General features: G+C 69.2%; 21 protein-coding genes and 2 pseudogenes. 14 read left to right on the top strand and 9 right to left on the bottom strand.

Annotated elements, in window-relative coordinates:
• Window positions 1–98: 98 nt before the first annotated feature.
• A pseudogene (locus QC385_RS41010) lies at window positions 99–1993 on the bottom strand (potassium channel family protein).
• Window positions 1994–2169: 176 nt separating this feature from the next.
• Between QC385_RS41010 and QC385_RS41005 the strand changes: the two are divergent.
• The 3 genes from QC385_RS41005 to QC385_RS40995 all read left to right on the top strand — a co-directional run bounded on the left by QC385_RS41005 (window position 2170) and on the right by QC385_RS40995 (window position 4503).
• Complete coding sequence (locus QC385_RS41005) at window positions 2170–3216, top strand: permease (protein WP_279546504.1); 1047 nt, start codon at window positions 2170–2172, stop codon at window positions 3214–3216.
• The gene (locus QC385_RS41000; RefSeq protein ID WP_279546503.1) at window positions 3213–3920 is read left to right on the top strand and encodes a TIGR03943 family putative permease subunit; all 708 of its coding nucleotides are present in this window, start codon (window positions 3213–3215) and stop codon (window positions 3918–3920) included. The genes QC385_RS41005 and QC385_RS41000 overlap by 4 nt, the downstream gene beginning before the upstream one ends.
• A 91-nt stretch (window positions 3921–4011) precedes the next feature.
• Complete coding sequence (locus QC385_RS40995; protein WP_279546502.1) at window positions 4012–4503, top strand: hypothetical protein; 492 nt, start codon at window positions 4012–4014, stop codon at window positions 4501–4503.
• Here QC385_RS40995 and QC385_RS40990 read toward each other — a convergent pair.
• Complete coding sequence (locus tag QC385_RS40990; protein ID WP_279546501.1) at window positions 4500–5588, bottom strand: LacI family DNA-binding transcriptional regulator; 1089 nt, start codon at window positions 5586–5588, stop codon at window positions 4500–4502. The two genes, QC385_RS40995 and QC385_RS40990, sit on opposite strands and share 4 nt — an antisense overlap.
• A 146-nt stretch (window positions 5589–5734) precedes the next feature.
• Here QC385_RS40990 and QC385_RS40985 point away from each other — a divergent pair, with 146 nt between their 5' ends.
• A complete protein-coding gene (locus QC385_RS40985) occupies window positions 5735–6520 on the top strand; it encodes a TIM barrel protein (RefSeq protein WP_279546500.1) in 786 nt (261 codons plus the stop codon).
• Between the two features lie 556 nt (window positions 6521–7076).
• Here the strand turns inward: QC385_RS40985 and QC385_RS40980 are convergent.
• A complete protein-coding gene (locus QC385_RS40980) occupies window positions 7077–7667 on the bottom strand; it encodes a sigma factor-like helix-turn-helix DNA-binding protein (RefSeq protein WP_336621351.1) in 591 nt (196 codons plus the stop codon).
• Here QC385_RS40980 and QC385_RS40975 point away from each other — a divergent pair.
• Window positions 7554–7883, top strand: a complete 330-nt coding sequence (locus QC385_RS40975) for a transposase family protein (protein WP_336621350.1) — start codon at window positions 7554–7556, stop codon at window positions 7881–7883. The genes QC385_RS40980 and QC385_RS40975 overlap by 114 nt on opposite strands.
• 418 nt (window positions 7884–8301) lie before the next feature.
• Window positions 8302–8496, top strand: a pseudogene (locus QC385_RS40970) (site-specific integrase); the annotation flags it as partial.
• Between the two features lie 158 nt (window positions 8497–8654).
• On the opposite strand, the gene QC385_RS40965 reads toward QC385_RS40970, so the two are convergent.
• From QC385_RS40965 to QC385_RS40940, 6 genes are all read right to left on the bottom strand, one after another.
• The gene (locus QC385_RS40965; protein WP_279546495.1) at window positions 8655–9218 is read right to left on the bottom strand and encodes a dihydrofolate reductase family protein; all 564 of its coding nucleotides are present in this window, start codon (window positions 9216–9218) and stop codon (window positions 8655–8657) included.
• A gap of 192 nt (window positions 9219–9410) precedes the next feature.
• The gene (locus tag QC385_RS40960) at window positions 9411–9746 is read right to left on the bottom strand and encodes a hypothetical protein (protein ID WP_279546494.1); all 336 of its coding nucleotides are present in this window, start codon (window positions 9744–9746) and stop codon (window positions 9411–9413) included.
• A gap of 245 nt (window positions 9747–9991) precedes the next feature.
• Window positions 9992–10324: a hypothetical protein gene (locus tag QC385_RS40955; protein WP_279546493.1), complete on the bottom strand. Its 333-nt coding sequence runs from the start codon at window positions 10322–10324 to the stop codon at window positions 9992–9994.
• Window positions 10321–11397 carry an HNH endonuclease gene (locus QC385_RS40950; protein WP_279546492.1) on the bottom strand — a complete coding sequence of 359 codons (1077 nt, stop codon included), beginning with the start codon at window positions 11395–11397 and terminating at the stop codon, window positions 10321–10323. Before QC385_RS40950 ends, QC385_RS40955 begins: the two co-directional genes overlap by 4 nt.
• Before the next feature lie 956 nt (window positions 11398–12353).
• On the bottom strand, window positions 12354–13601 hold the full coding sequence (locus tag QC385_RS40945; RefSeq protein ID WP_279546491.1) for an XRE family transcriptional regulator: 1248 nt from the start codon (window positions 13599–13601) through the stop codon (window positions 12354–12356).
• Between the two features lie 158 nt (window positions 13602–13759).
• On the bottom strand, window positions 13760–14140 hold the full coding sequence (locus QC385_RS40940; protein WP_279546525.1) for a GntR family transcriptional regulator: 381 nt from the start codon (window positions 14138–14140) through the stop codon (window positions 13760–13762).
• Between the two features lie 487 nt (window positions 14141–14627).
• On the opposite strand from QC385_RS40940, the gene QC385_RS40935 reads away from it, so the two are divergent.
• The 8 genes from QC385_RS40935 to QC385_RS40900 all read left to right on the top strand — a co-directional run bounded on the left by QC385_RS40935 (window position 14628) and on the right by QC385_RS40900 (window position 20599).
• A complete protein-coding gene (locus QC385_RS40935; RefSeq protein ID WP_279546490.1) occupies window positions 14628–15401 on the top strand; it encodes a DUF4097 family beta strand repeat-containing protein in 774 nt (257 codons plus the stop codon).
• A 157-nt stretch (window positions 15402–15558) separates the two neighbouring features.
• On the top strand, window positions 15559–15849 hold the full coding sequence (locus tag QC385_RS40930; RefSeq protein WP_046707695.1) for a hypothetical protein: 291 nt from the start codon (window positions 15559–15561) through the stop codon (window positions 15847–15849).
• Window positions 15846–16841, top strand: a complete 996-nt coding sequence (locus QC385_RS40925; protein WP_279546489.1) for a DUF2637 domain-containing protein — start codon at window positions 15846–15848, stop codon at window positions 16839–16841. The genes QC385_RS40930 and QC385_RS40925 overlap by 4 nt, the downstream gene beginning before the upstream one ends.
• The gene (locus tag QC385_RS40920) at window positions 16841–17212 is read left to right on the top strand and encodes an RRQRL motif-containing zinc-binding protein (protein WP_279546488.1); all 372 of its coding nucleotides are present in this window, start codon (window positions 16841–16843) and stop codon (window positions 17210–17212) included. Before QC385_RS40925 ends, QC385_RS40920 begins: the two co-directional genes overlap by 1 nt.
• Window positions 17213–17302: 90 nt before the next feature.
• Window positions 17303–19528: a cell division protein FtsK gene (locus QC385_RS40915; RefSeq protein ID WP_279546487.1), complete on the top strand. Its 2226-nt coding sequence runs from the start codon at window positions 17303–17305 to the stop codon at window positions 19526–19528.
• Between the two features lie 140 nt (window positions 19529–19668).
• Window positions 19669–19926: a hypothetical protein gene (locus tag QC385_RS40910; protein ID WP_279546486.1), complete on the top strand. Its 258-nt coding sequence runs from the start codon at window positions 19669–19671 to the stop codon at window positions 19924–19926.
• Between the two features lie 13 nt (window positions 19927–19939).
• Window positions 19940–20134 (top strand): hypothetical protein, encoded by a 195-nt coding sequence (locus QC385_RS40905; RefSeq protein ID WP_073492950.1) that lies wholly within the window; start codon window positions 19940–19942, stop codon window positions 20132–20134.
• A gap of 12 nt (window positions 20135–20146) precedes the next feature.
• Window positions 20147–20599: a hypothetical protein gene (locus tag QC385_RS40900; RefSeq protein ID WP_279546485.1), complete on the top strand. Its 453-nt coding sequence runs from the start codon at window positions 20147–20149 to the stop codon at window positions 20597–20599.
• Window positions 20600–20695 lie beyond the last annotated feature (96 nt).

The following is a 20695-nucleotide window of genomic DNA, read 5'->3' as shown; positions in this document are numbered from 1 at the left end:
GCCGAGCACCTTGCAAGCGCCGGGTCGCGCAACACCGCGCATCGGCCCGACGCGGCGCACCTCGTGATCGCCGAGCAGTGAAGCCCACCGCTCGGCGATCACGCCCCCGCCCGCTCCCGCCGCCTCCGTCCCAGCAACTCCGCCAACCCCCGCCGCGTAGCCGCCAGCACCACCCGATCACCGGCCCCCAGCACATACGTAGGAGGCAGATCCCACACCAGCCCCGAAGCCGGCGCGCCCTCCTCCTCCGGACTCTCCCCCTCACCCCGCCGCCCCCCAGGAGGTGCCGTATTGAGCGCCAGCACCCGCCACGCCCCCGCCCGGAAGGCCTGCCCCACCGTCCGCCCCTCCAGCTGTGGATGCCCGCCGACCTCCACCTCCGCGAACAGCAACACCCGCCGCTCCACCGGAATCGCCCCCAGGATCTGCCGCCCCATCATCGCCCCGGCGAACGCGGGTGCGGCCAGGTGCGACACACTCCGGCTCCGCGTGAGGGCGAACGGATGCGCGGCCCGGAGCGTCCGGTACACCGCGGTCGCGAAGTCGTCGTCGTACAGCCGCAACACCACCCGCAGATCGGGCCGCACGGACCGCGCGTACAACGCGGCCTCCAGATTCGTCGTGTCCGCACTGGTCAACGCCAGCAACGCATGCGCCCGATGGATCTTCGCGGCCTCCAGCACCCCCTCCTGCGTGACGTCCCCGAGTACCACCGGCACCCGCAGCCGCCGCGCCGTGGCCATCCCCCTGGCCTCCGGGTCGGACTCGACGCACACCACGGGAATGTGCAGCTCCCGCAGCCGCGTCAGCACCCGCGTCCCGATCTTGCCGAGCCCGAGCAGCACCACATGCCCGCCCAGCCCCCGCGGCGGCTTCCGGAGCGCGGAGGCGCTGCGGAACGTGCCCAGTGCCTCCAGCACAGCGGCCAGCAGCACCGGCAGCAGCAGCAACCCCACCAGCCCGGACAGCAGTTGCAGCACCTGCCGCCCGGTCGACTCGTGGAAGGCGGGATCGTTGATGCCGAACAGGTCGAGGAGCGTGACGTACGTGGCGTACAGCGGATGCTCCCCGGTCACGAACATCAACGCGACGGCGAGCGCGAGCACACACCCACAAGGCCGGCCAGCGACCACCGCAGCCGGCGTGAGAACAGCGAGGCGAACGGCGGCACACCGCCCCGCCCCGAGGGCAGGGACGGCCCGGAGTACGACACCTGCTCCAGGACGACGGTCCCGCGCCCGGTCGCCGACGCCACCGCGGCCTCGTCCGGCAGCAGCTGCGGCCCCTGCTCCCCGCTGCCCTCGGAACCGTCCGCGCCGGCCGGGTCGTTGCTCGTCGCGGACAGCAGCGCCAGGGTGCACAGGCCGGGGTCGGCCACCTCACCGGGCCGCGGCGGCTGCCGCTCCACGGCACGCAGGACGAGCCCCTCGGTCTGGACGACCTTGCTGGTCCCGACGAGGGCCGTGGCGGCCAGCGCGGGAGCGGCCGTGTCGGCGTCGGACAGCACGGTGGTCGACGCGTCCAGCCCCGCCGTTCCGGGCCCCGTGCCGGAGGCCACCGCCGCGGTCTGGTCGAGGAGTTCCTCGATGTGCTGGCCCAACCGGCGGTTGTACAGGCGGAGTACGAGCCTGAGACGGGGATTGAGCCGGCGGGCGGTGAGCGCGGCGCGGATGTTGGTCTCGTCGTCGTCGTACACGAGCGCCAGGGCCGCCGCCCGGTCGGCGCCCGCCTCGGTGAGCACGGCCTCGGTGACCTCGGCGGCCTCCACGACCTGCTCGTTCGCGGCCGGTTCGGCGCCGCCCGCACCCGTCCGGTTGACGGCCGCGCTGAACCGGTCGAGCAGGGCCGCCGAAGCGGCCCGGGCACGTCCGACCACCGGCTGCCGCACCCGGCGCACCGAGGGCGGCACCACGAGCGTGACCTGTTCGCCGTACACACCACGGAGTTCGGCGGCCAGCCGGTGCGCGAGCCCGTCGTCCCCGCACACGATCATGTGCGTGGCCGGATCACCCGGCAGACCTTGGTTCGGAACGCTCCCCACAAGGGAGAAGACTGCCTCACCGGGACGGCTGGTTCCAGAAGGGAACCACGGTGACTGAACACCCGACGTGGCGCGGCCGTACAGAAGGGGAGGCAATGCCCGTGCGCACGAGCGGAGGTACCGGGCCCGTGGCCACCACGAAACCCGCCCCGCAGACGACCGACGAGACGGCCGGGAACGAGACCACCCCACCGGTCGCCGGCAAGGGTCCGGGCCCGGACGACGCCCGCCACCTCAACTCCCCCCTCCTGCTCACGCTCCTGCTGCTCACGGCCGTGATGCTCCAGGACCCGATCCGCGCGGCCCTGTCCGCACCCGTGATGCAGAGCTGGATGACGGTGTTCGTCGCGGTCATGGTGCAGGCGCTGCCGTTCCTGGTGCTCGGGGTGCTGCTGTCGGCGGCGATCGCGGTGTTCGTGCCGCCGTCCTTCTTCGCCAAGGCCCTGCCGAAGCGCCCTGCCCTGGCGGTCCCGGTCGCGGGCGCGGCGGGCGTGGTGCTGCCGGGCTGCGAGTGCGCGTCGGTGCCGGTGGCCGGGGCGCTGGTCCGCCGAGGAGTCACACCGGCGGCGGCGCTGGCCTTCCTCCTCTCGGCGCCCGCCATCAACCCGATCGTGCTGACGGCGACGGCCGTGGCCTTCCCCGGCAACCCGGAGATGGTCCTGGCCCGCTTCGTCGCCAGCCTCCTGGTGGCCTGCCTGATGGGCTGGCTCTGGCACCGCCTCGGCCGCACGGACTGGCTGCGCCCGCCCGACAGACCGTCGTACGAGGGACGGGGCAGGGGAGCGGCGTTCTGGGGCTCGGTGCGCCACGACGTGATGCACGCCGGCGGTTTCCTGGTGGTCGGTGCGATGGCCGCGGCGACGCTGAAGGCGGTGGTGCCGGAGGAGTGGCTGCGCGTGGCGGCCGGGCATCCGGTGCTCTCGGTGCTGGCTCTCGCGGTGCTCGCCGTCCTGCTGTCCATCTGCTCGGAGGCGGACGCGTTCGTGGCGGCGTCCCTGACCCAGTTCTCGCTGACGGCCCGGCTGACGTTCCTGGTCGTGGGACCGATGATCGACCTAAAGCTGTTCGCGATGCAGGCGGGCACCTTCGGCCGTGCCTTCGCCCTGCGCTTCGCCCCCGCGACGTTCGCCCTGGCCGTCGTCGTGTCGGCCCTGACCGGAACGGTCCTGCTGTGAACCGCCTGGCCCAGACGGCCCTCCTCTTCCTGCTCGGCGCGACGCTCCTGCACGCAGGCCTCACCGACCTCCACCTGCGCTACGTCAAGGCGGGCCTGCGCCCGCTGGTCCTGCTGGCGGGCGTGGTGCTCATCGCGACGGCGGCGGCGACGCTCTGGTACGAACGCCGCCACGCAGCCGCACGACAGCACCACCACCACGAGCCCCGCATCTCCTGGCTCCTCGCCCTCCCCGTCCTCGCCCTGATCCTGGTCGCCCCGCCGGCCCTGGGCTCCTACAGCGCGGCGCACACGGGCACGGCCCTGACCAAGCCCTTCGGTTTCCCGGACCTCCCCGCCGGCGAGCCGCTCCGCCTCGGCGTGGCCGACTACGCCGGGCGCGCGGTCTTCGACGACGGCCGCTCCCTCCGCGACCGCGAGCTGAAGATCACCGGCTTCGTCACCCTGGACCGGGCGGGCGCCCCCTACCTGGTCCGCATGGGCCTCAACTGCTGCGCGGCGGACGCCCAGCCGGTCAAGATCGCCCTGACCGGCAACGTCCCCCCGGTCCTGAGCCCGGACACCTGGCTGGAGATCACCGGCCGGTACACACCCCGCCGGACCAAGGACCCGGTCAACGACGGCCCGATCCCGTACCTCGACGTCACCAGAGCCAGGCCGGTACCGGCACCGGCCGACCCGTACGACGAGACGTGGAACAGCTGAGCCCCGCGTAGCCCGCGTACTCCGCGAACTCGCGTACTAGAAGAGCGACTTCCGGGTACTCGGGAATGCCGCTGATCAGCGAGGGGGAGGTATGACCACACCGAGCGGCGAGACCGGGACGGTGAGGGGGACCGGGACCGGGACGCAGACCGACCGCGCGGCGGAACTCAGCCGGGACCTCCTGACCGAGGCCCGAGAGCAACTCGCGAAGGCCGACAGCAAGGCCGGACTGACGCTGGCGACCCTGGGCGCGGCCCTGACCGCCCTGCTCGGCGCGATCGCCGGCGGCCTCATCGCACCCGGCCAGTACGCCGTGATCCCCCAGCTCCTGGTATGGGCCGGCTGCGCCGCCTGCGCCCCGTCCCTCGTCCTCCTCGGCCTGGCCGTATCCCCCCGGCGCCCCTCCCAGGTCTCCTCCTCCGGCTCTTCTGGTTCTTCCGGCTCCTCCGGCGACGCGGCACAGCTGGAGGTCCTGTCCCGCACCGCATGGATCAAGTACCGCTGCATACGCCGGGCGATGGCCTGGGGCGCGGTCTTCCTCACGCTCACCCTGGCGGGGACGCTGGCCGGGGTCCTGTCTTAGCAGTCCTGGACGTGGAGGTTGTACAAGCGCGGCGCGGCGGTCGTCCCCCGCACGACAAGCCGGGGCGCGACGACGTCCTCCCCGGCCGCGTCCTGTTCACCCTCCGGGCGTGCGCCACCCGCCAGGGGCGCGACGCCTTCCAGGCGTGCGACGGCCCGACCGACCGCGAGCCGGGCGAGGCGCGTGCTGTCCTGACCGACGGTGGTGAGGTCGATGTGGGCCAGCCGAGCCAGGTGGCTGTCGTCGAAGCCGACGACGGAGATGTCGCCGGGAACCGTCACGCCGGAACGGAGGAACACGTCGAGAACGCCGGTCGCGCAGCGGTCGTTGAAGGCCAGCACGGCCGTGGGGCGCGGGCGGGCCGCCAGCAGTACCCGGGCGGCCGAGGCGCCTTCCTCCTCGGTCAGCCCACCGGGCAGGACGCGGATGTGTTCGCCCAGGCCGTGGCGGTTCATGGCGGTGCGGTAGCCGCGGCGCCGGTCGGCCGCGCCCGGCGCCCGGCCGCCGTCGACATGGGCGATGTCCCGGTGCCCGAGGCCGACGAGATGGTCCACGGCTTGGCGGGCCCCCTCGTCGTCGGCGGTCCGTACGACCTCCAGCCCCGGGATCGGTGACCGCAGCCGGCGGGCCACGGAGACGACCGGCAGCTGCCGGGCGAGTTCCGCCAGGCGCGCGGCGGGGGCCTGCGGCCCGAGCAGGACCAGCGCCTCGCAGCGGTCGGCGAGCAGCGTCTCGGCGGCACGCTGCTCGCCGCGCCCGGCGGCCACGGCACTCAGCGCGATCTGGTACCCGGCCGGTTCCGCCGCCGCGTAGATGCCCTCGATCAGGTCGGCGTGGAACGGCTGGTGGAGGCCGAACTGCACCCCGAGCAGCCGGGAGCGCCGGCTGCGCAACAGCCGCGCCCGGGCGTCGGGACGGTAGCCGATGTCCCGCGCCGCCCGGAGGACGCGCTCCCGTGTGGCCGCACTGGCGCCCTTCGCCTCCCGCATCACGATGGAGACCAGCGCCGTGGACACACCGGCCCGCTCCGCGACGTCCGCGAGCGTCGGCCGCCTCCCCTCGGGGGCCGCCGGGGCCTCTGGCACGGGTCCTCCCTGGTCGCTCGTCGTCGGGTCGCCGGACAGCTGCTGGCGGCCTCGATTGTAGAACGTTCTAGCAGCGGGTCTTCTGTTCCTGCTAGAACGTTCTAGTGCCTAAGTCACTGAAGTCACCGCCGCGAGAGGAACCGGCCATGTACACACTGGCGGCCTGCGCCGAAATGCTCTTCCTGGACCTGCCGATGGACGAGCGGGTCCGGCGCATCCACGACGCCGGCTTCCAGGCGGAGATCTGGGACTGGACCAGGCACGACCTCGACGCACTCGCCCGCACCCCGGCGGAGTTCTCCTCGATGACCGGCTACATCCGAGGCAGCCTGACCGACGAGGAGGGCGCGGCGGAGCTCCTGCGCACCGCGGAGGAGTCGATCCGGGCGGCAGAGCAACTCGGCTGCCCCCGACTGAACCTGCACGGCACCGGCCTGGACGACAAGGGCCTGCCGGTCACGCCCGCGACCGGCGACCCCACGGGCCCGATGTGGATCGCCGCCCACCACACCCTCACCCGCCTCGCCGACCTGGCCGAGAGCGCCGGCGTGGTCTTCACGCTGGAGAACCTCAACACGGCCGTCGACCACCCCGGCGTCCCCTTCGCGACCGCGGCCGACACCCTGGCCCTGGTCCAGGCGGTGGACCGGCCCGGGCTGCGGATGAACCTGGACCTGTACCACGCCCAGATCGGCGAGGGGAACCTGATCGAGCTGGTCCGCAAGGCCCACGCCCTGAACCTGATCGGCGAGATCCAGGTGGCCGACGTCCCCGGCCGCCGCGAGCCCGGAACCGGCGAGATCAACTACCCCGCCGTCGCCCGTGTCCTGAAGGAGATCGGCTACGAGGGCACGGTCGCGATGGAGGCGTGGGCCTCCGGGGACAGCGAACTCGCGCTGGAACGCTTCGGCTCGGCTTTCACGCTCTCATAGCCGGACAGCGGAAACGGTTCAATGCCCCTCCCTTAACTCACCAGTAATAAGGCTGGCCCCTGTTCTCGCAGGAACGCGCGTTCGGTCAATTCCGGCTGGGAAGCTAGAAAAGAGGCCACATCCCGTCCCGCCTGTTTGCCGGGGCACGGCTCGGCGGCAGCATGGTCAGACGCTTGAAAGGCGCACTGTGCCGCGGAGTGAGATCGTCGGGGGTGCTGGTGAATCACGTGTGGCCGCCGTCCACCTTTCTTGGCCGGCTGCGGAACACGACACGCGAAGAACTCCGGGGGCAGGGCACCCCGATCGCCTATCCGCCGCATCGCGCCCTGCTTCAGCAGGGCGACGAGAGCCGGCACGTCCTGTTGCTCACGAGCGGTGTGGTGAAGGTCGTCGCCAGCACAACCCGTACTGATACGGAATCACTTCGCGCACTCTCTCCTAGCCTCTCGGGCAGCACATTCGTGGGCAGTGAGGTTTTCTCAGAGGCTAAGTTCAGCGTCTCTGCGGGATCCGGTGTGGACCACTTCGAGTATGCGCGGCCTTCGCCGGTAGGGAGTCACACCGGGTCCGGCAGGTCCATGAGCGCGAGTTTGGCCGGGTCGACCACGGCGGTGATCTCGGTGATGTGGCCGTCGGCGACGGTGAAGACCAGGAGGGAAAGGGGGGTGTCGTCCTCGCTCCAGGAGATGACGCCGGGGCGGCCGTTGACGGTCGCCGCGTGGCCTCGTGCCGCGCTGCCGGCCACTCGCGCGCGAGTGGCGACTTCGGTGGCTCCGAGCGTGACGAACGTGCCGTTCGGGGTGTGGACGGTGAACTTCACTTCGGGGTGGAGAACCTGCAGCAACTGCTCGAACCGGCCGTCGCGGGCTGCGGCCAGGAAGGCTTGGACCACCTCGCGTTGTTGTCGTCCAGCGCTTGCCGGCTGCTGGGCGGCCTGTATCTTCCTGCGGGCGCGGCTGGCGAGCATCTTGGTCGCGTCGGCGGATTTGCCGAGAATGGTGCCGATCTCCGCGAAGGGCACGGCGAACACGTCGTGCAGCACGAACGCCAGTCGTTCGTCAGGGCGCAGCGAGCCGAGGACCGTGAGGAGCGCGAGGCCGACGGAGTCCCCGACAAGGGCTACATCGGCGCCGGCATCGGCATTCACGTGCCCGTACGCCGCCCCAAAGGCCACTCCGAGGCCGCCCTGGACCGAGGAACCCGCGCCACGAATGCGCTGATCAGACACGTGCGGGCACGCGGCGAGCGGACCGCGGCGGAACTGAAGGAACGCTGGCGAGCCCTCAAGCGCGTCACTCTCAGCCCGAGCAGAATCGGCGACATAGCCCGCGCCGCGCTTGTTCTCAATGGGCACTGGAAATGATCTTCAGTTCCCGATGGAAGCCAGCGACCAGGGGCTGACCTCTTGGCCGCGACAAGCCGTCGGTAATCGCGAGGCAGAGTGTTTGCACCGGGAATGGGAAGATGCAAGAGCGGGAGGGAGGACAGGAGACAACCGTGACCGTCCTCGCGATCTTTCTCCTTACCATCGGGACGCTCTTGGTCCTGATTGGGACGCTTCTGGTCCTTATCGGCATGCTTCTGATCGCCGTCGGGGTGGCCCTGATCGTCACGGGCACGTTCTTGCTAATTCGGAGACTTTTCGGCCGTGACCGAACACGATCTCACTCCTGGTGAGCCTTGGGTGACACCTCAGCACCTGCGGCCGCCTTAGCCGCACGTTGGTTACCACTGAGCGCCCTCCACGGCCCGGGGATGGCCCGGGAGGGCGCTCGTCTGTTTGTGTCGAGGTTCTCCGGCAGCACTTTGAAGACCATGGCTGGGAGCGGCTCGCTGCTGGCGACAAGTGAGAGGAGCACGGCCTGGTCTTCTCGTCGGCTGTCTGTAAGCCGCTCGATGCGACCAACGTCCGGCGCGCCTTCCGCCAGGCGCTCAAGGATGCCGAGGGGATCAACGCGGACGAGTGGACGCCGAGGTTTTGGTCCAGGACCGTCCGATCGCGGCTGTGACGTTTGGCCTCCTGTTTGGCCCCCGGGAAATTGCGGTGACGCTGCATTCGATGCTGGTCAGAGCTGCGATCAGGCAGGGCGACCGACCTTCCGACGTGGCATGGCCCCGGACGCCAGTCGCGCGGTCAGCGCCTGGTCTCGTACCTGGTCAGCACCATGCCCTCGGGAAAGGTCCGGGTCTCCACCAGGCTCAGGTTCACCCAGTTGTCCAGGGCTGTGAAGAACGGGGTGCCGCCGCCCACCAGGACCGGATGGGTGACGATCGCGTACTCGTCGATCAGCCCGGCCCGCATGGCCGCCGCGGCGAGTGTGGCACCGGCGATGTCCATGGGGCCGCCGTCGTCGGCCTTGAGCCTGGTGATCTCGGTGACCGCGTCGCCGGTGACCAGACGGGTGTTCCAGTCGACCGTCCTGGTCGTAGAGGAGAACACCACCTTCGGCATGTCCCGCCAGCGGCCGGCGAACTCGATCGCCGCCGGTGTGGCACCCGGCTGCTTGTCGGCGGTCGGCCAGTGGGAGCTCATCGTCTCCCACAGCTTGCGCCCGTACAGGGCCAGGCCCGTCGCGTCCACCCGGTCTGACCACCACTGGAACAGCTCGTCGCTCGGCACGCTCCAGCCGAGGTCGTCGCCGGGCGCGGCGATGTAGCCGTCCAGGCTCATGTTCATGCCGAAGGTCAGTTTCCGCATGGCGTCAGCCTCCCGTGAATCGGTATTCGGCGTACAGACCGGCACGGCGCGCAAAACTCATCGGTCAGGACTTCACCGCGGCAGGAAACCGGGCTTCTCCTCTGCCAGGGTGTGGAGTCGGTTGAGGTAGTCCTGCGCCGCAGGTTCTGCGGCGTTAGCGGCGCCGCATCTCGGCAGCAAGTTCCCGGCTGGTCATGATTCGAGCATCCGCCGCCCCTTGTCCACGGCCACCTCGACTTGCCGGCGGTCTCCGAGTCGCGCCCATGCCTTGGCTTCCTGGGCAGCGAGCTGTCCGGCCACGCTGTGGTGCGCCGCCGTCTCGGCTCCGGCCCGCGCCGCCGCGATGACGCCGCGGTAGTCGCCGGCCGTGAGGGCGAACCATGCCCGCATCTCGTGCGCCCACCCGGCGATCTCTGCATGGTCCGCTTCGGTCGCGAGCGAGAGCGCGGCCTGTCGCGTCGACTCGGCCGCGTGGCGGGCGCCCCGTTTGGCCCCCCGCTTGGCTCCCTGGGCATGAAAGAGGCCCATTCGCGATCAAGCGAATGGGCCTCTGACCAGCGTCGGGGTGGCGGGATTTGAACCCACGACCTCTTCGTCCCGAATAAGGTCAGGGTGAGATCGAGACCTGAGTATGAGGCTATCTGCGCAGTTCAGAGGCTTGGGATGAGTTGGTCTCGCATGGCCCGTGGGAGCGGCGGGGAGAAGATCTTCTCCCAGTTTTCTCCCAGCGTCTCGCGTCGGACGGCAGCCCGCGGCACCGTTCGCTCTGCTGGCTACTCCTCGATCCAGTCTTCCGCCACCGCGCGAATGAAGGCCACCAGATCGGTTTCCTGGGGAGGGATTCGCGTGAGATGGCGCGCAGCGAAGACGAAGTAGTAGCGCTCGACTCGGGATCGAACCGTCTCCTCCTGCGGTTCTGTCGTCGCCAAGGCTAGGGCGACGTGCCCGGGCTCTCCGTACGCGCGGACAGGGCGTCCGCGGCCGTCGTAGCCTTCGAAGAATTCGTCTACCGACTCGATCAGTTCATCAGCCACGGCTGGCTCATGCAGGATGAACATGCGTCCGTCCTCGTCGAAGAGCAGCACAGGATCTGCCGGATCTGTCATCGCTGGTCCTCTTGAGTGACGGAAGGTGCTGCCGCCTCGCCGCGTTGCTTCCCGATCACGGAGGCACCGCGGCGTAGCGATGCGCGGCGGTGCTCGATGTCGGCTCTCAGCTCCTCAGGAGTTGGCCAAGGTGCACAACGATGGATCATGCGATGGCAGTTTGCGCAGATGAGCGCAAGGTCACTGAGCTTGGTCTTACCTTCGCCGGCCTCGTGCAGAGGCACGACGTGATGGCATTCGACGTAACCGGCTCCGCGCTCGCCGTAGACCTCTTCGAAGTCGAATCCGCAAGCCTCGCACGCCAGACCGCCCCCCTTGCGGAGGGCCGATTCGATCTTCCTCTTCCGCAACCCCTTATTCCGTTCTCTCGCCCGGTGTCGGCGCAGCAGCAACCGCCCCTCGGGTGCGCTGAAGTCGTCGTCAAGCGCCTCGTCGTCAGTCTGAGCGAGGTCCTGAAGCTCGCCAGTGCTGATGCCTTCCCGGATGAGGCGGGCCACCTCGGTCATCTGGTCTGGCCGTGCAAGAAACTCGTGCAGGACCTCGACATCGAGGGCGCCGCCGTTGGTGGGCTTGCCGCGGTAGTCAGGGTGTCGGGTAGCGATGTCGAACGTCTTGCGAGCGACCCCGTTGGGATTGCGGAACTTGTCGTTGCGGTCCGCGTCAGCGTGGATGGGCAGCAGTTGAAGCAAGGCAGACAACTCAATGACTCGGCTGTCCTGCGCGTCCAGGCCCTTCCAGTCGTTCGTCATGACGAGATGGCAGGCAAGAATGACTTCGTCGCGCGCCCAGTCCGGGTTCTTGACGGCCTTGACTTGAAAGCCGAGGCGCTTCAACCAGGCGGCTGCATGGTCCTTGCCACCGCTGAACTCGCTGGGGGCCAGTGCCCGCCCCTGGACCCACTTGTGCGCCACTCCGGTGATCGCTTTCGAGTCGTACTCCCGCCCCTCGTGTACGAGAACGTACGAGCGGGCCTCACCGAAGCCGTACTTCGACAGGAAGGCTTCACGTCCCAACTCGTCATGCTCAACGACTGCCTTGAGCACGGACTCCCGTGTGATCGCTCCTTTACGCATGGCAGAAGGCTACGACTGGCGACTGACAGCCGTGGTCGCGATCCGGAGGGGCAACATCCATGAACCGGGATCGGCCCGACACGATCCGAAGACTCTCGCGGAGTGGCCAATCGTGCGTCGAGTGTGGTGTAGATCACAACGAGGAGGGTGGCTCCTGCATGCGTAGGCGCCTGACCCGCATCCGAAATGGCCGTCACGTGCCGCTGAGCTGCACTGCCGGCGGAAAGCGCGAAAGCGGACGCTCGCGTCGAGGTGAATTATCCCCCCGAGACCGTGAACGGAATAGGTCTGCCGTCGCCTTTACCTGCTTTCTGGTGGTGTAACGTAATCGACATCCCTAACGGCTGTCCCGTATTTACGGGCCGGAGGCGGAAGGGAGGTGAGGCGGTGGCCGGACACCAGCCCGATGAGGGCCAAAAGCCGGCATGGACGGAGCGTCGCCGCCGCTGGGTGCGTCTATCGCGTGCCCTGCGGCCTGTGGTCGTGATTATCCAGCTTGTGTACTACGCGATTCGCGTGGGACGGGAGCTGTGAGGCACTGACCTAGGGAAACGGCGATGGGGACCCACCAGGAGGCGGGTCCCCGGAGTCCACGCCTGCCGTGTGGGTCCCGCGCGACGCTTGGCGGCTGTACGCGGGGCCCACACCCTTAGGTGGGCTACTGACCGCTACGGTAGCACGTTCTTAAATCCAATTAAGCAATTCCCGGAGGAACATTGCCGGGGATCTTTTGCGTCCGTGATCCGGCTGACATTCGCGGCGGAAGATTTCAAATCTGACTGTTGAAAAATTTCCGGGCCGCCAAAACAATTTGACTGTCGCAGAGCAAAGTTCACGGAAGACCAAGCTTCTTCCGCCGTGGTAGATGAGTCAGGTTGAGGGTGCCCAGACGGTGCGCTGCGACGTACGGGCCTGCCGTGCGCTGCCATTCATGCAGGTCTGGAGCCTGTAAGGGCTCACCGCGGCATGAATCCGGGCTTCTGCTCAGCGAGCGAGTGAAGTCGCGCAAGGTACTCCTGTGCCGCCGGCTCGGAGCGGTACCGGCCGCGCATCTCGGCAGCAAGCTCGCGGCTGGTCATGATCAGTGAAGGCACCGACTTACGGTCCCCTTCGAGGGCTCGCTCCCCCATGATGAGTGCCTGCTCCAAGTCGCCCTCACGTGCCGCCGTGACGCCCAGCGTGACGCGAGCTTCAGCGTTACGCATCGGCGAGCGGTCGGTGCCGTCGAAGTCCGTTCCTACCCTCAGTACCTCTTCGGCGAGCGTGCGGGCGAGCTTGTCCTCACCGACCAGGCGGTAACAGTCCATCGCGTAGAAGTCGAACTTGGCAGGGTCCACCACGAAGTGGTTGTCCAGGTTCTCGGGGTGCGGCATCCCTTCGAGCATTCGCCGCCCTTTGTCCAAGGTGACCTCGACCTGCCGGCGGTCTCCGAGCCGTGCCCATGCCTTTGCTTCCTGGGCAGCGAGCTGCACGGCCACGCCGTGGTGGGCTGCCGTCTCGGCTCCGGCCCGTGCCGCCGCAATGACGCCGCGGTAGTCGCCGGTCGTGAGGGCGAACCATGCCCGCATCTCGTGCGCCCACCCGGCAACCTCTGCGTGGTCAGCCTCGGTCGCGAGCGAGAGCGCAGCCTGTCGCGTCGACTCGGCCGCGTGGCGGTCGCCCGTGTCGTACTCGACACATCCGACCAGTAGAGCGAGCCAGCCGGACAGCGCGAGAACCTCGCGGTGTTGCGCGAGCGTGAGGCTCTTCGAGTGAAGTTCAACGACACGGCGAAGCCACTGCCGCCCCTCGATGAGAAGTTGCTCGCTCGGCATGAACGGGTACTCCGAGGCGAGTCGGTCCGTCGTGATGCGCAGAGCGTCAAGCGTGGCGTTGTCGACGTCGGACCGGTTGAGGCGGCTCACGATCTCCAGTGTCTCCATGCCGGACGCTGCCAAGATCTCCTTGTCTCCGTCCCGCCGTGAGGGCGCCGGGAAGAGCGCGTGCGTCACGGTGCCGAACGTGGCCGCGATGATCGGTTGGTAGAAGTCGTTCGGTGCCTGGCCGGACTCCCAGCGCTTCCACTGGCGAATCATGCTCTCTTCTGCGGGCAGCTCCGTGGGAGCATGCGCTCGCAGGGCCCTGACTGCGTCACGCTGCGACCAGTCGCGCGCCATCCGCTCGGCCGCGATGCGCCGCGCCCATGCGGGCCTGTTGTCGGTCATGCGCCCTCCTCCGAGTGCCTGCTCCGAGTCTCGCGCGCGAGCCCGGGGGACAGGGAAGGTGACAGGCGGGTGTCACCGAACATGTCCCCTCCTCCGGTTCGCCGTCCCCAGGCTGTCACTTACCTCTCAACTCCCGTTCTGCGCATGCTGGTTGCAGATCACGCACCACCCGGCACGGAGCGGTTTTCGAGCGCTTCGAGCCTGCCGCGGAGTTCCGAGACTTGGGAGGTGAGATGTTCGAGCTGACGCAGGACTTCGAGAAGGTCGACGCCGGCGTCGGCTTCGCTGGCTTCGGTGGCCTGCTCGGGGTCACGGGCGTAGCTGCCGCGCGACGTGGTCAGGATGAGCCCATCCTCGCGGAGGATCGTAAGGGCGCGCTGCACCGTCATTCCCGAGATCTTGAAGCGCGTAGCCAAGTCTCGCACGGAGCCCACATGGGCCCCCGGCTTGATGTCGCCACGCAGGATCTCTTGCCGCAGGATGTCGGCCGCCTGCTCGGACTCCGGTCTGGGGTCGTCCTTCGAAATTTCAGCGCTCATCACGCCATCGAGCGTACCCACCCCTAGTACGACCTAGCACGAATCTCCGCGGTCCCCTTGCGTCGTGGTACGTGCTAGTACATGCTGTTACATGTCAGCACGGTAGGCCCGAAGGGCTTCGCCGGCTGTGTCTGCAAGTGCTTGACCTGCAAGACCGCACGACCAGGAGCCCCGCATCGGACGGGGGGAGGCGACCCGGCGCCTTGTCATTAACCGGAGGGCTTAGACCGAAAGGTCACGTCTCCATACGCCTACTTCGAGGCCGGACAGCTCTACCTGATACGGGAGCGCGGTCGCGATGAAGGAGACATGCACTACCGCCCCGATGGTCGTACGGACCGTTCGACTCGGTCCGGGGGCGCCGCCCCGCCGCATCGCGGCATGGGGGCTTCGCGGTACGGCCGCCGTCTCACCACTTCAATGCCGCGGCCGTCCCGCTCCTTCGCTCATCCCGTGCTCCACTCCAACAAGCCTTGGGAGCTTGACCATGACTGAGCGCACCTTCGTCTCCGAGACCTCCGGCCCCATCATGCTGGGCCTGTCGCTGCCGGTCGGCAGCGTCCGCGTTCAGGTCCTCGACAGCCTGACCACCGCCCGCGTCGTACTGCGTACCGACGACGCCACCGGGCCCGCTGCCGACGCCATCAACCGCGCCCGCAGCATGCAGAGCGGTCAGGCGTTCGGCATCGAGGTGCCGGAGATGCCCGGCAACGTGATGGTGCAGAGTCGGCGCGGCAACCGCATCGTGCAGAACGTCGGCACGGTTTATGGCTCGGTTGCCGGCGTGACCATCATCAACGGCCGCGTCGTCTCCGGCGGCATGAACACCATGCCGACCGTCAGCCCGATCGAGGCCACGGTGTGCCTGCCCCCGCACTCCTCCCTCGCGGTCGTCTCCCAGTCCGCCGACGCGGAGGTCTTCGGTTACGTCGACCGGATGGAGTTCCGTTCCGTCTCTGGCAGCGTCGACGCCGATGGCGTCCGGGAACTGCGCGCCAACACCACCTCCGGCGACATCCACGCCGGCCGCGTCACCGAGCTGATCAGCGCACAGTCGGTCTCCGGTGACATCGAGGTCGACCTGTACGACGGTCGCGGCGCGACCCTGAGCACTACCTCGGGGGACATCAGGGTGCAGGCCACCAATGGCGCCGCCGGGCACGTCAGCGCCAACAGCGTCTCCGGTGACGTGCGCATCTCCGGTGCCCGGCACCTGAACGTGTCCGCCAACACCGTCTCCGGCCGCGTCCGCAACGGCTGACCTGCACCACTGCCCCGATGGTCGTAGACCGGGTTCGACTCCTGGTCGGGGCACTTTCCCCTGCCGTGCTGCGGCTCGGGTTCTTCCGGAGTAGTCGCCGTCTCACCAAACGCCTGCGGCTCTCCGGCTCCGTGTCCCTCCCACTTCAGGAGCTGTCATGCGTACGTACATCGGCCACCAACAGGCCATCTCTGCCGCGGACTTCGCGGAGCTGGCGCTCGGCACCCCGGTTGAGCTGTGGCTCGGGGTCGAGGGCGAGACGGACGAAGAGCGCGCGGCCCGCGAGGACGCGGCGCGCGACATCCTCGCCGACAACCCCGACCTTCCCGACGACCTGATCCGCATCGCCGCGCAGGTCATCGAGGAGAACCCGGACCTGTTCGACGTCATCCCCCTGACCCGCCCCGCCCGGCGCCGCCGCGCGGCACGCAAGGGGGTAGCGGCATGACCACCAACCCCGCTCCCGAGGCGCCTGTGTCCGGGGTGCCGCCGCTGACTAAGCCGGAGATGGGACTCGCCGGAGTCGGCGCGCTCGCCGCGGCCGGCGTCGGCGCGCTCGGTCTGATCTCTTCCTTTGACGCCGTGTCGGCCGCCGCTGCCCGATGGGGCTTCCACGTTCCGTGGATGCTGCCGGTCGGGATCGACGTGGCCATCCCGGTGTTCACCGTCGCCAACCTGCTGTTGATCCGGATGGACATGGCGCTCGCGTGGGTGCGGTTCGTGCCGTGGGTGCTCACCCTGATCACCTGCGGGCTGAACGTCGCCGCCGGACAGGGCATGTGGGCCAAGGTCGCCCACGGCACGATGCCGCTGCTGTGGGTGGTGTTCTCCGAGATCGGCGCGCACATCTACGCCGTGCGGATCGGCGCGGCCACTGGTCGGCGCATGGAGAAGATCCGGTTCTCTCGCTGGCTGTTGGCCTTCCCCTCCACCTTCGCGCTGTGGCGCCGCATGACGCTGTGGGAGGTCACCTCCTACTCCGAAGCGCTGGCACGAGAGAAGGAACGGCAGTTGGCCCGCGCGGACCTACGCGAGCGCTACGGCCGCAAGTGGCGCTCGAAGACCCCGCGGCGCGAGCGCGTGATGCTACGCATGGGCGACCTGGCCCCCGCCGCCGAGCAGGAGGCGCCCGCACCGCCCCCGGCGGACAATCCGCCGGCACCGGTCGACTCCAAGTCGCGCCCGCGTCGCCGGACACCCGTCAAGGGCAAGGCAAAGACACAGCGCACCTTCGAGGAGGCGCTGACCGAGGCGCGCACGGTCACCGCAGAGTGGACCGGGGCGGAGCTGACCGCGGACCGTCTGCGTGCCACGCTGCACGTCTCGCAGGCCAACGCCCGAAAGCTCCGCGACCAGTTGAAGGCGGAGCGGGTCGACGGCCGTCCGCTGCACTCCGTGGATGACGCGGAGGGCGACGGCACGACGGCTGAGGCTGCCTGATGTTCGCCAAGTGCTTCGATCCGACTGGCGCGAGGTACGGACTGCCTACCTATCCGTGGCGCTATGCGCCCGACGGGCTCGCCACCAAGCGCCAGTTACGGGCGCGCGGCTTACGGCCCGGTGGGCAGTCGATCGCGGCGCAGATCATGCGCCCGCGCTACCGGCGCGGCCCACTGGTCGCCTACCTCTACCGCGTCGACCGAGCCAAGCCCGTACGGCCGATGACGCCGGGCAAGTGGGCCGCGCTCGCCAAGGCGAACCGTGCCCGCCGCACTTGCCCCGCCTGCCGACGGGACGCCGGATACGTCATTCCCACGTCACTCGGCATGTGCGTGCCCTGTGCCTACCCCGAGGAACAGCCCGCCGCCTGACCTGCACAACACGATCCGGCGGGGTCCGTCCGCCCACCTCCTACAGCGACGGCCGGACCCCGCCTTTCCTCCCATTGGAAGGGCCTTTCAGTGAAGCACCCCGACGACGACAACGAACTGTTCAACCGACTCGAAGCGGAGATGAGCGCCGACTCCGGGGGCGAGGTAGTCGACCTCGACAAGGCGCGGTCGGCCCGTTCGGAGTCGGCCGACCCGACCGCCCGACCCGACTCCGACCCGTCGGCCGACTCCGAGACCGCGCGGTCGGGTGCCGAGTCGGGCGACCCGACCGCGCGCGTGATGGTCGATCTGCCGACCCCGACGGCCACCGGTCCGGGCTACCTCGGTCGGCTGCTCGGTGCCCAGCGCCGTGCGGTCGTTCCCGTGTGGCTGCGGTCGGTGGCGGAACTGCGGACTGCCACGGCGTGGGTGGCCCGTCACTACGCCCACGCTGCCGGGTATCACGCGCTGCGTGCCCCGGTCTACGCCGCCCGGCTCGCCCTGCAAGCCCCAACCGGCGCCGCCCGATTCGTGGGCGGCACAATGCGATGGGTGGCCGACCGTGAGGGCGAACCGGTCCGACTCGCCGCGGTCCGGCGTGAGGACGCCGCGGAGTACCTGAAGCTGTCGCGGCAGCGCGACGGACGCGTCCGACTGCGCACCCTCGTTGCCGTGCTCGCCATGTTCGTCGGGCTCGGCTCCGCGCTCGCCATCTACGTGCTCGCCCCCGACTGGCTTCAGGCGGTGTCGGTGAGCGCGGTCGTGATGGCGCTCGGGTTCGCCGGACGCCGCGCGGATGCCCCGGTCATCCACCGCGCGGTGGAGCTGCCCAAGGCGGTCAAGCTCACCAGTGACATCGTGCTGCGGGCGCTGGGTGCTCTCGGCATCCCCGCCATCAACCAGGTGCAGGCCAAGGGGCGCGACGGGTTCGAGTTCACCGCCCCGATCACCCGTGACGGCCCCGGATGGCGCGCGGAGGGCAACCTCCCGTACGGCGTCACGGTGACCGACGTCATCGAGCGTCGCGACCGGCTCGCTTCCGGCCTGCGCCGCCCGCTCGGGTGCGTGTGGCCCGAGGCGGTACCGGATGAGCACACCGGTCACCTCGTGCTGTGGGTGGGGGATCAGGACATGTCCCGCGCCAAGCAGCCCAAGTGGCCGTTGCTCAAGTCGGGTTCCGTCGACCTGTTCAAGCCGGTCGCCTACGGCACCGACCAGCGCGGACGCTGGGTCGAAGCGACGCTGATGTACATCGCGGGCGTCATCGGCGCCATCCCGCGCATGGGCAAGACGTTCCTGCTCAGGCTGCTGCTGCTCATCGCCGCGCTGGACCCGCGGGCGGAGCTGCACACCTACGACATGAAGGGCACGGGCGACCTGGACCCGGTCGGCGACGCCGTCTCGCACCGCCACGCGGCGGGCGACGACGACGAGTCCATCGAGTACTGCCTGAACGACTTCCGGGCACTGCGCGAGGAACTGCGGCGCCGCACCAAGGTGATCCGCTCGCTTCCGCGGGATGTCTGCCCGGAGTCGAAGGTGACCAGCACTCTCGCCGACAAGCGTTCCTTGGGTCTGCACCCGATCGTGATCGGAGTGGATGAGTGCCAGGTTCTGTTCGAGCACCCCGAGCACGCCAAGGAGTTCGAGGAGATCGCAACCGACCTGGTCAAGCGCGGTCCGGCCACCGGCATCGTGCTGCTGCTCGCCACGCAGCGCCCGGACGCCAAGGCGCTGCCCACTGGCATCAGCGCGAACGCGTCGGCGCGTTGGTGCCTGAAGGTCATGGGTCAGCTCGAAAACGACATGGTGCTCGGCACGTCCGCGTACAAGCGCGGGGTACGGGCGACCATGTTCGCCTGGGGTGACAAGGGCATTCACTACTTCGTTGGTGAAGGCTCGGACGCCCGGATCGTGCGCGCCATCTACATCGACGGCCGCGCCGCCGAAGACGTCGGCGCCCGCGCTCGCCGCATGCGCGAGGAAGCGGGCACCCTGTCCGGGCACGCGCTCGGGGAGGCACCCGAGCCGGTCACCAGCGCGTATGACCTGCTGCGCGACATCCTCGCCGTTGTGCCGGCCGATGAGCCCAAGGTGTGGTCCGAAACCGTCGTTGCCCGGCTCGCAGAGCTGCGCGAGGAGGTCTACGACGGCTGGGACCCCGAGGGACTGGCCGCGGCCCTGAAGCCGCACGGCGTCTCAACCATCCAGGTGGGCCGCCGGGTCAAGGGCAAGGTCGTCAACCGGCGCGGCATCGACCGCTCCCACATCGTCGCCGTGATTGCGGAGCGTGACGGAAAGCGGGACGCGGGCTGAGGCTCCGGGCCGCTAGCGCTAGCGGCATGCCTCGCTAACGTTAGCGGCCCCGCTAGCGCCACAAACCCGCTCTGATCAGGCCGCTAGCGGATAGCGGCCCACCTGCGGAAACCCCTGAAACCCGCCTGGAAGGGCCCGTCATGACCCCTGCCCTGCTCGCTATCACCCTGATTCTGGGCGTAACGCTGTGTTACTTCGCCGTGTGCGCTGCCTCGCCGTTCGGCAACTGCCGCAAGTGCAACGGCTGGGGCTTCGCGATGAAGACCGACCGCAAGGGCCGCATGAAGCGCGGCAAGGACTGCCGCCGCTGCAAGGCCACCGGCAAGCGCATACGCGTCGGCCGCTGGCTCTACAACCGCTGGGCCCGCATCTACCGCGCCGGCACCGACACCCCCTGACGGAGGGCTCCCAATGATCCTGAACATCTCCGCCGTGCTGCTGTTCGGCGCCGCGTCCGCACTCGCCGTCAAGACCAAGTCCGCCGGAGGCGGCGCGGCCATCGTCCTGTTCCTCTTCGGGTTCTTCGCCGCCGGGACCGGCGCGTACGAGCCCATCCACAACCTCGTGCAGGCGTCCGCCGACGCTCTGTCCGCCCTCGGGAACTGAAGGAGGCTCGCTGTGCACGAGCACGCCAACCTCGTACCCGGCCGTCGTGAAGCGGCCGTGGAAGTCCACCGGCCCACTCCGCTCGCCCCGGTGCCGGTTGTACCGGTACAGCCGGGCGCCATCCCTTCGGTGACGAGTGTCGTCCTGCCGGACGGTCGCGTCGTGACCGGCTACGCCCTCGAACCCCCCAAGCCCGAACCCGCCGCGACCAAGCCGCCCGTCTCCCGCGCGGCGGTGAACATCGCCCTGGGGGGCATCGGGTTCGGCGCCGTCTGCGGCGGGCTGTTCCTGCTGACCGCGTTCATCACCGCGCTGACCGCGCTCATCACTCAGCTCATCACACTCGCCGCCGTCGTCTTCGGCGGATGGGTCGCCGTACAGGTCTTCAGCGCGAGCGGCCACAGCGGCGGCAACACGTTCAACATCCGCAAGGCCGTCTTCAAGCGCAACCACTTCCACGGCTAGCTACGCCCGAGGCGGGCGCCGTCTCACCACAAGCCTGCGCCCGCCCCGGTTCTCCTGTCCCTCCAACAGAACAAGGAGACCTCCAGCATGACCCAA

The organism is Streptomyces sp. DH10, from assembly GCF_029813805.1.
Classification (GTDB): Bacteria; Actinomycetota; Actinomycetes; order Streptomycetales; family Streptomycetaceae; genus Streptomyces; species Streptomyces coeruleofuscus.
The sequence above is the reverse complement of the archived record's forward strand: the minus strand, read 5'-3'. Positions and strand labels throughout refer to the sequence as shown.